This window comes from Streptococcus sp. DD11, assembly GCF_001578865.1.
GTDB classification, from domain to species: domain Bacteria; phylum Bacillota; class Bacilli; order Lactobacillales; family Streptococcaceae; genus Streptococcus; species Streptococcus panodentis.
The window spans coordinates 56520-65859 of sequence record NZ_KQ969397.1 but is presented as its reverse complement, the minus strand read 5'-3'; the positions used below and the strand labels follow the sequence as shown (position 1 = coordinate 65859).

Genomic DNA, 9340 nt, shown 5'->3' with positions numbered 1-9340 from the left:
AGTCCCTAGTTAAGTAATCAAAAACCCTCGGTAAGAACCCCCAGCAACCTCGAGAGGGGACAACAAACTGGGAAATGACGCTTTTCAATAGATTGAGTATTTAAAATAAGAAAAGTCTTGACGACGCTTTCAAAATTTGATATGATAATAATTGTAAAAAATCAGTACTGATAAGACTTTAAAAGGGCGCCCTTGTTCGGTGAAAAATACTTTCACCGTTTTTGGGCGCTTTTTCTTATATAGAAGGGGATGAAAATGTGAAAAAAATACGATTGCACCTTTCAAAGACTTCTTTGAAGGATGATGATTTAGTCTGTAAGCTGCAGGGCTTTCTCATGGGGCGGATCTCTGATGACTTTGCCTCCTTTCTCCATCAGCAGGAGACCAATCCCTACTCGCTGAATCTTCGTTCGACGCGGGAGGAGACTGTTTGGACGGTGAATTTGCTGTCGGAAGAGGCAGAGCGGCAGATCCTGCCCCAGCTGCTGAGCCTTGAGATTATAAAATTAGAGACTTATCCAGAGGATATTTTGGTAAAAAATATAGAAATCCAGTCCCTTTCGCCCCAGGCCTTGCTGGAGCTGTTTCAGGGAGAGGAGGCTTCGCACTTGGTAAGTCTGAACTTCTATACTCCGACGACTTTCAAGAGTCAGGGACAGTTCGTCCTCTTTCCGGATACACGGCTGATCTTTCAGAGTCTCATGCAGAAGTACAGTCGGCTGGTGGAAGGCAAAGCAGAGATTGAAGAGGAGACCCTGCAGTTTTTAGCAGAGCATAGCCAAATCAGCAGCTATCGCCTGAAAAGCCATTATTTCCCGATTCATGGACGAAAATACCCCGCCTTTGAGGGCAGGGTGACGATTCGCATCCAGGGAGCCTCGACCTTAAAGGCCTACGCCCAAATGCTTCTGAGATTTGGCGAGTATTCCGGAGTCGGGACAAAATGCAGCTTAGGAATGGGAGGGATGAAAATTGAAGAAAGAAAAGCTTGATTTGGTCCATTCGGCCTTGTTTTATGACCTCGGCCGTCTTATCGCTAGAGCTGAGAATGGGGATGTCTACAGCAAGGAACTTGAAAAGGATTGGCTTGGGGAGAATGTTCCCCAGTGGTCGGCAGTCAGCCTTCAGCAGAAAGAGCGCAGCCAAACCATCATCCGCTTGGCCAATCAAATGGCCAGCGGTTTGGATACAGAGCTTCCAGAACTTTTGGAAGATAAGTTCAAGCCTCTCGCTGATATTTTTAACGTTTTTAAAGAAGAGAAGAGTCAGCTTTATAAGCCCCTGACTCTGTTAGAAGACGGACAGCATCTGTCCAAGTCAGCTACCTTGGGAAATATTCCGGTTACTCAGCAAGACTATGAAAGGGTTCTTGAGAAGTTTGCGACAGTACTGAAAGAACATCCATTTACCGCAGAAAGCCTGCCGGACTTGCTGCATGCTATAGAAGCGCTTTTTTCATTTGTACCCGTGAGTCCTGCGGCAGCTGATTTGGCAGATATAAATGTATCTCAGCACAGCTTGTTGACGGCGGGATTTGCAGCTGCTATCTGGGATTATTTAGAAGAGCTGGGCGATGGCCATCTGGATGGTCTCAGTCAGGAGGAGGTTTTTCTGCTGGCAAGCTTTGATGTGTCTGGTATTCAGGATTTTATCTATCATATCTCAAGCAGCGGGGCAGCCAAGCAGCTAAAAGCCCGCAGTTTGTATCTGGACTTGATGAGCGAGCATATCGTTGATAGCCTGCTGGAAAAGCTGGAGCTTTCAAGGACGAATCTGCTCTATGTTGGTGGGGGCCATGCTTATTTCATCTTGCCAAATACAGAGAAGACCCTAGATCGATTGCAGGAGTTTGAAGAGGCTTTCAACCACTTTTTGCTGGAAAACTTTCAAACAGGACTCTATGTTGCTTTCGGATGGACAGCATTTGCTGCCAGAGAGATTGCAAGTCAGGGGCGGGATTCGTCATCAGCTTCGCTCGCTGCTTATCGGACAATCTATCAAAAGACCAGTCAGATGATTTCGGAAAAGAAGCTGTCGCGTTATGATGCAGAGACTTTGAAACTTTTAAATAAAGGCGGAAAAAATTCTGAAAGAGAGTGTGAAATCTGCCATTCTATAGATAAGTTAAGAAAACTGACCTATGGAGATGAAGAACAGTATCTTTGTCACATTTGTGATGAACTGAGAAAGTTTTCGAAAGAAATTGGCCATAACACTTTCCGAGTGAGCAGTGAAGAAGCGTCAGGTCTGCCAATCGGCCCCGGTGCGGTCTTGGTGACGGCTGAAGGAGATCAGTCTTTGCCAAACGATCGAATCTATGTTAAAAACAAGTGGTCGTTCGACAGATCGGGGACTCATATTTTTGCAGGCGACTATCTCTATGCAGAGATTCATGAGTATGCGGATTTATCTCAGGACAAGGATACTGGCTTGGGAATTCGCCGTTTAGCTGTAGTTCGTTTGGATGTAGATGATTTGGGCGCTGCCTTTATGGCTGGTTTCTCTTACCAAAAAGGCGGAATCTATAGCAGTTTTTCAAGGTCAGCTATCTTCTCTCGCAATATGAGTTTGTTTTTCAAATTCTATATTCAGCAGTTTGCAGCTGGAAAGAAGCTGACGATTATCTATGCGGGCGGAGATGATGTTTTTGCTATCGGCGCTTGGAAAGATGTGATTGACTTTACAATAGACCTAAGACAAGCCTTCTTGGAATGGTCTGATAGAAAGCTGACGCTGTCCGCCGGTATTGGATTGTTTGCAGATAAAACTCCTATCAGTCTGATGGCCTCCTATACCGGAGAGTTGGAAGAGGCAGCAAAAGAATATGGAAAAGACAGCCTCAGTCTGTTTGAAGAGCATTTTACATTTAAGTTTGATGATTTTATCACTGAAATTTATCAGGACAAGCTGACTAAAATTCGCTCTTTCTTTAAGAATCAAGATGAGCGAGGAAAGGTGTTTATCTATCGTTTGATTGAGCTTTTAAGAGACTATACAAACATCAATACAGCACGATTGGCCTACTATTTAGCCCGTCTTGAAAATAGTTCAAAAGACAAGGATGCTTTTATAGAATTTAAGAATCAGTTTTTCAGCTGGTACAAAGCGGGGGCAAAAGAGAGGAAAGAAGCGGAAACAGCGCTCTTGCTCTATCTTTATGAGACTAGAAAGGATTAGGAAATGGCAATTTTAACGGATGAAAATTATGTTGACAAGGCAGAACAGGCTATTAAGGATTTAAGGCGGGACAAAAGAAATAAAAGTAATCCCAATGCTTTTATTCTGACAACAAGTAAGATTCGCAATCTCTTGAATCTGACAAGTAATCTTTATGATGAGAGCAATAACAAAGACTATTCACAGTTAAAAGATAAAGTTGCTTATCTGAGAGTGCAATTTGTTTATCAGTCTGGTAGAGAGATGTCAGTAAAAAATTTAGTTCAGGAAGCAGATATATTAAGTGCTTTGAAAGAAGTGCAGCAGGTAGGGAATAAAGAAACCCTGCAGCGCTTTTGCCGCTACATGGAAGCTTTGGTTGCTTATTTTAAGTTTTATGGAGGAAAAGATTGATGACATACGCAAAAGTAAAAATTTCAGCTAATATTCACCTAGAGACTGGTTTGCATATTGGAGCCAGCAATGCTTTTGCTGCTATTGGCGCGACGGACTCTCCTGTCATCAAAGATCCGATGACCAACTATCCGATTATCCCAGGGTCCAGTATTAAAGGGAAAATGAGAAGCTTGTTAGCTAAAGTGTACAATGAAAAACTGGCAGCCTCACCGAAAGATGACGGAGAAATTCTGAGCCGCCTCTTTGGCAATCACGATTCAAAGGAATTCAAAATTGGCAGATTGATTTTTCGTGATGCATTTTTGTTAAACGCTGAAGAGCTTGAGCAAAAGGGGGCTAGAGGCTACACCGAAGTTAAGTTTGAGAATACTATTGACCGTATTACCGCCGAGGCAAATCCGCGTCAAATCGAACGAGCTATACGGGACAGTGTGTTTGGTTTTGAAGTGATTTATGAGATTACAGATGAGTCAGCTGAGCAGGCAGAAGAAGATTTACAAGCGGTTGTGGATGGTTTGAAACTTTTAGAGCTAGACTATCTTGGAGGCTCTGGAAGTCGGGGATATGGGAAAGTTGCTTTTGAAGATTTAAAGATTGAGACAGTTTTCGGCAGCTATGATACAAGCCGCTTACATGACCTATTGAGAACGGAGGTCTAAAATGACCTATAAGATGTATCTCTTGAGCTTTCAGACTGCTCATTTCGGTACTGGTAAATTAGATAGCAGCGCTTTTGCTTTTTCAGCAGATCGCCTATTTTCAGCGCTCTTTATTGAAGCCATAAAAATGGGCAAAGAAGAGGAGTTTCTATCTTTGGCTCAAGAGGATGATTTTGTGCTGTCAGATGCTTTCCCTTTTGACGGGATGCCATTTTTACCAAAACCAATCGGCTATCCTAAAAGGGATAAATTGCCCCAAGTGAATGATGTAGCTGAGCAGAGAAAACAAGCCAAGAAAACAAAGAAATTAACTTATATCCGCTTGGATAAGTTTAAAGATTTTCTGAATGGGAAGCTGTTAGACAATCAGGACTTTGGAAAGTTAAACATTGTTACAAAAAACCAGCCATTTAAAGATGGCCACTTATTTCAGGTTAGAACAATTACCTATAAGGAGACGGTTTCTCTATATCTTATTGCAAAGCAAAGTCAGCTCTTTGATGAACTCATGAAAGCCTTGCAATTTTCAGGATTAGGAGGAAAAAGAAGCTCGGGGTATGGAAGATTTGAGCTTGAAATCAAGGATGTACCTGAAAAATTGGCTGAACACCTCACTTTTGATGCTGCCTCGAATGTTATGGCGCTAACGACGGCGCTGCCCGTTGATGATGATTTAACAGAGGCTATGCGTGATGGACAGTATCTATTGACAAAATCAAGTGGTTTCGCTTTTAGCAGCAGCCATCAGAGCAATTATAGAAAACAAGATTTCTACAAATTTAAAGCGGGCTCAACCTTTTCAAAATCATTTAGAGGACAGATTGCTGACATCAGGCCGATTGGTTTTTCGCATCCTGTATGGAATTTTGCCAAACCGCTTTTTTATAAATTGGAGGTCTAGTATGAAAAATGATTACAGAACCTTTAAGCTGACTCTTCGTACTATGGCTCCGGTACATATAGGAAGCGGAGAGAAATATACTAACCGTGAATTTATTTACGAAAATAAAGCTTATTATTTTCCAGATATGGGAAAGTTTTATTCATCCATGGTTGAAAAAGGATTATCAGATAAGTTCGAGTCTTTTCTGATGGAGCATGGAAAAGCAGCCAAAAATAATCGATTAATTTCTTTTTTAGAGGGAAATAGAATCAGGGAGCGAAATTTCGGTGGTTACAAAATTAAGGAAACGGGCTTTGAAAAGGATGAAGAAGAAGGAAAAAAAGGAACCATAAACGAAGTTTCCAAGTTTATCCGAGATGGATTTGGCAAGCCCTATATTCCGGGCAGTTCCTTAAAAGGTGCTCTTCGAACAGTTTTGCTCAATACACATCCTCAGTGGAAAACGACAAATTTCATTTCAGAATACGGACGGATAAAGAAAGAAAACAAAGAAGTAATCCCTTGGGGAGCTGAGAGGAATCAGAAATTTGATGATCTTTTTAATGAAATCAGGGTCAGTGACAGCCTTTCATTAAAGGTCAAGGGGCGGGAGTGTCACAGTCAAGATTTGATATTGGTTCAAAAATGGGATTATTCTGCCACTGCCAAAACTCCTAAACCGATTCCTTTGTACAGGGAAGCACTTCCCCCTTTTACGGCTGTTGAATTTCTTATTACGACGACATCTGATAGGGCTGCGAAGATGATTGAACAGCTAGGCAGTCTATCTCTTGAATTTTATAATAGCTATAAAGCATTTTTCTTAGATGAATTTGATGAACAGTACCGTCAGGCTAATGTTCAATATCCTCTTTATTTAGGGGCTGGAAGCGGAGCTTGGACGAAGACAGTTTTTAAACAGGCTGACGGAATTTTGCAGAAACGTTACAGCAGAATGCCTACCACTAAAATGGTCCGTAAAGGTGTATTGAAGCTAACAAAAGCTCCCAGTGTGTCATTTCTTGTAAAAGGTGAAGACAGAAGGCTGATTAAAAATGGGGATAATTTTTATGAAATGGGGAAGGTGAATTTTATTATCCAGGAGATTTCTAAATGAAAGTTTTAATATCTTCGGCAGGAGATACCGATCCTATTCGTGGTTTTCGTGATGGAGCTCTCCTCCATATCGCTAGGAAGTACAGACCAGATAAGATTGTTATTATTTATACTGAAAGGACTGCGCTGCTTCATGACCGCATAGCAGCAGCTCTTCAAGCTATTGAGGAATCTTATAATCCTGAAATAGAGCAATATCCAACAATCATTAAGAATTCAGAAGTCTATCTCTTTGATAAGATGTATGGACAGCTGGAATCCATTTTGAATACCTCGCTTCTCAATAAGAATGATGAGTTCATTTTAAATCTATCCAGCGGCACTCCTCAAATGAAGGCAGCCCTCTTCATTATCAACCGACTGAATGACATCAATGTCAAGGCTGTGCAGGTTCCCAGTCCGACAGATTCTTCTAATGCAGGCTTGGAATATGACGGTAAGGAAGAGATTTCAGAACTGATTGAAACAAATGAGGACGCCCGTCCGAATTTCAAGGATCGGACGATCGAAGATAAATCTGAAAAATTCCAACAGGCGCTTTTAAAAAGGACAGCTAAAAATCTGATTGAAAAATATGACTATAAAGCCGCCTTGGAAGTTTTAGATGAACTGATTTCTGACGATAATCTAAGAAAAGTCAAAGAAGAATTACGAAACCTTGTAGATGCTTTTGACAGGCAGGACATTCCGCAGCGACTGAAAAAGCGGAAGATGGACGAAACCACTAAACGAGTCTTGAATGCTTATCTGATTATTGATATTCAGAAAAAAAGAGGCAATGTCAGTGAAAGCTTTATCCGAATGAGATCGCTTCTGGAATTTATCATAGAAGACTATATTAGTAAGCAGTATCCTCAGGAACTTCCTGATTTTGAAAATCATTCTGATAGAAATTATATGCTGTTTGGAGACTATATACAAGTTCTAAAGCATCATCGGGAGTGGGAAATCTTGAAAGAAATGAGCCCGATTCGGGACTTGACTTCCTCTAGAAATGCAATAGCGCATACCTTAGAGCCTTTAAAGGCAGAAGATGTGAAGAAATTAAGCGGAGCCCAGAAGGCCTTGAAGAAGATGATTACAAAATACTATTCTTTTGATAAAGACGCCTTTCATTTTTACGAAGAAATGAATGATAGATTGTTAGAAAGTTTGAATGTAGAATGAAAATTTTAATATCTGCAGTTGGGACAACAGATCCCATCATGAAGAATCACGATGGAGCTCTGCTGCATCTAACTCGAATATATCGTCCAGATAAGATTGTTTTAATCTATAGTGAGGAGATGTTGGCTAAGAAAGAATGGATAGAAAAGGCTCTTCAGTCTATCGACGGCTATTCACCAATCATTGTTATTGATCCAATCATTCTGAAAAACGATGAAGTCTATATTTTTGATAAGATGTACGAAGAAATCACTCAGATCATTGAACGTTATAACAATGACGAAGATGAACTAATCTTAAATCTTTCTTCCGCGACTCCTCAAATCATTTCTGCGATGTTCGCTGCTAATCGAATCAATGATTATAATACTAGAGCTGTGCAGGTCGCAACTCCAGATAAATCAGCCAATCGACGTTTTGATCCAGCTTCAGGCCCTGGTATTGAAGAGTTAATTCATACAAATATAGATAATAACAGTAGTTTTGAGAATCGCAGCTTAGAAGATAACTCCCAAAAATTTAATCAGTCTTTGGTGAAACGTTACTTGAGACAACTCATTGCTCAGTATGATTATGCTGCGGTACTGGAGATTCTTACACAAAAAGACAATAGAATTTTGTCCAAAACAAACCAGAGGAAAGTATGTGCTGTTCTGGAAAATTTTGTTAATGTGTTTAAAAAACAAGCACTGTTGTCCGATATTTCGGCTCAAAATTTTACTGACCGAAAAGCAAAAGCAATTAATTATTTTTTAGTGATTGATGTCCTAAATCGCCGTGGTCAAGTTGCTGATGTTCTGATAAAATCAAAATCTCTCGCTGAATTTATTTTAGAAGAGCTCCTTCATAAAGAGCATCCAGATCTTGTTGTCAGCGTTGACAATCATCCTAAGTTAAATCCCCAACATCCAGATTTTGACCGAATTGTTAATTTTATTAATAATGAGATGAAAAAGGAAAGAAAAAACAGGGAATTTGATTGCAATTTTCCTCTAAACCTGCTGTCTTTTTATAATATTTTAGATTTCTATGAAGCTGATGACGTTTTATTAGACAATATCAATATAGTCAAAAGTTTCAATAACGAAAGAAATGCTCTTGCTCATGGATTGTCAGAAATTAATAGCCAGATTGTAAATAGCAGGAGGCTGAAAAAATTAATTGCTGCATTGAAAGTACTGCTTCAATTTAGTTACACTGTAGATGAGGATTACTTTAACTATTTTGATAAACAAAATGATTTTTTACGTGAGCAATTGAATTAAAAAAGAATAGAGTGAAGTTCGCCTGTATTTTCTAGAGTAAAAAATCCCCGTATTGGTTTCAATGCGGGGAAAACTTTTACTTATCAAACTGCACTTCCTCAATCAGATACTCGATAAACTTTTCTCCCATTTTGGACAGGCTGGCTTTTTCGTGCTGGATATAGACCAGCTCGATTGGGTCGTCGATGTCCAGAGGGATAGAGACGATATTATCTCCGTTGAGGTTGCTGTTGAGGATGCCGGTGGCAATGGTGTAGCCATCCAGACCGATCAGGAGGTTAAAGAGGGTTGCCCGGTCGCTGACTACGATAGATTTTTTATGGTGCTCCTGAGAGAGAATTTCCTCAGAAAAGTAGAAGGAGTTGTGAGTACCTTGATCATAGCTGAGATAGGGGAAATTCTCCAAATCCGCCAGCTGGACCAGTTTTTTCTTGGCCAGCGGATTGGACTTGCTGACAAAGATATGGGGCTGGGCTGTGAAGAGATGGGTGGCAATCAGGTGATTGTCGTCCAGCATCTTGGACAGGACATCGCGGTTGTAGCTGTTGAGAAAGAGGACGCCAATCTCGCTGCGGAAGTTTTTGACATCATCGATGATTTCCCAGGTCCGGGTCTCCCGCAGAAAGAGCTCGTATTTTTCCATGTCGCTTTTCTTGAGCAGGGAGACAAAGGCATTG

Annotated in this window: 9 protein-coding genes; 8 read left to right on the top strand and 1 reads right to left on the bottom strand. The window is 40.7% G+C overall.

Annotated elements, in window-relative coordinates:
* Positions 1-257 precede the first annotated feature (257 nt).
* From cas6 to csm6, 8 genes are read left to right on the top strand one after another with little or no spacing between them, the layout of a single operon-like run.
* Entirely contained in the window at positions 258-992 is a 735-nt protein-coding gene (gene cas6 / locus STRDD11_RS11345) for a CRISPR-associated endoribonuclease Cas6 (RefSeq protein ID WP_128837394.1), read from the top strand.
* Positions 973-3177 (top strand): type III-A CRISPR-associated protein Cas10/Csm1, encoded by a 2205-nt coding sequence (gene cas10 / locus STRDD11_RS11340; protein ID WP_128837393.1) that lies wholly within the window; start codon positions 973-975, stop codon positions 3175-3177. Before cas6 ends, cas10 begins: the two co-directional genes overlap by 20 nt.
* 3 nt (positions 3178-3180) lie before the next feature.
* Entirely contained in the window at positions 3181-3570 is a 390-nt protein-coding gene (gene csm2 / locus STRDD11_RS11335; protein WP_128837392.1) for a type III-A CRISPR-associated protein Csm2, read from the top strand.
* Positions 3570-4232, top strand: coding sequence for a type III-A CRISPR-associated RAMP protein Csm3 (gene csm3, locus STRDD11_RS11330; protein WP_128837391.1), 663 nt, complete (start codon positions 3570-3572; stop codon positions 4230-4232). The genes csm2 and csm3 overlap by 1 nt, the downstream gene beginning before the upstream one ends.
* Before the next feature lies 1 nt (position 4233).
* Entirely contained in the window at positions 4234-5133 is a 900-nt protein-coding gene (gene csm4 / locus STRDD11_RS11325; RefSeq protein ID WP_128837390.1) for a type III-A CRISPR-associated RAMP protein Csm4, read from the top strand.
* Between the two features lies 1 nt (position 5134).
* Entirely contained in the window at positions 5135-6232 is a 1098-nt protein-coding gene (csm5, locus tag STRDD11_RS11320) for a type III-A CRISPR-associated RAMP protein Csm5 (RefSeq protein ID WP_128837389.1), read from the top strand.
* Positions 6229-7398, top strand: coding sequence for a type III-A CRISPR-associated CARF protein Csm6 (locus STRDD11_RS11315; RefSeq protein WP_128837388.1), 1170 nt, complete (start codon positions 6229-6231; stop codon positions 7396-7398). Before csm5 ends, STRDD11_RS11315 begins: the two co-directional genes overlap by 4 nt.
* Complete coding sequence (csm6, locus tag STRDD11_RS11310; RefSeq protein ID WP_128837387.1) at positions 7395-8663, top strand: type III-A CRISPR-associated CARF protein Csm6; 1269 nt, start codon at positions 7395-7397, stop codon at positions 8661-8663. The genes STRDD11_RS11315 and csm6 overlap by 4 nt, the downstream gene beginning before the upstream one ends.
* A 76-nt stretch (positions 8664-8739) precedes the next feature.
* Here csm6 and STRDD11_RS11305 read toward each other — a convergent pair.
* Positions 8740-9340 (bottom strand): LysR family transcriptional regulator substrate-binding protein (locus tag STRDD11_RS11305; protein ID WP_128837488.1); only part of this gene is annotated, 601 nt, incomplete at its 5' end.

Coding starts and splice junctions, on each gene's coding strand:
- csm4 (WP_128837390.1), top strand. CDS start 4,234: ATGACCTATAAGATGTATCTCTTGAGCTTTCAGACTGCTCATTTCGGT.
- csm3 (WP_128837391.1), top strand. CDS start 3,570: ATGACATACGCAAAAGTAAAAATTTCAGCTAATATTCACCTAGAGACT.
- csm6 (WP_128837387.1), top strand. CDS start 7,395: ATGAAAATTTTAATATCTGCAGTTGGGACAACAGATCCCATCATGAAG.
- csm5 (WP_128837389.1), top strand. CDS start 5,135: ATGAAAAATGATTACAGAACCTTTAAGCTGACTCTTCGTACTATGGCT.
- csm2 (WP_128837392.1), top strand. CDS start 3,181: ATGGCAATTTTAACGGATGAAAATTATGTTGACAAGGCAGAACAGGCT.
- STRDD11_RS11315 (WP_128837388.1), top strand. CDS start 6,229: ATGAAAGTTTTAATATCTTCGGCAGGAGATACCGATCCTATTCGTGGT.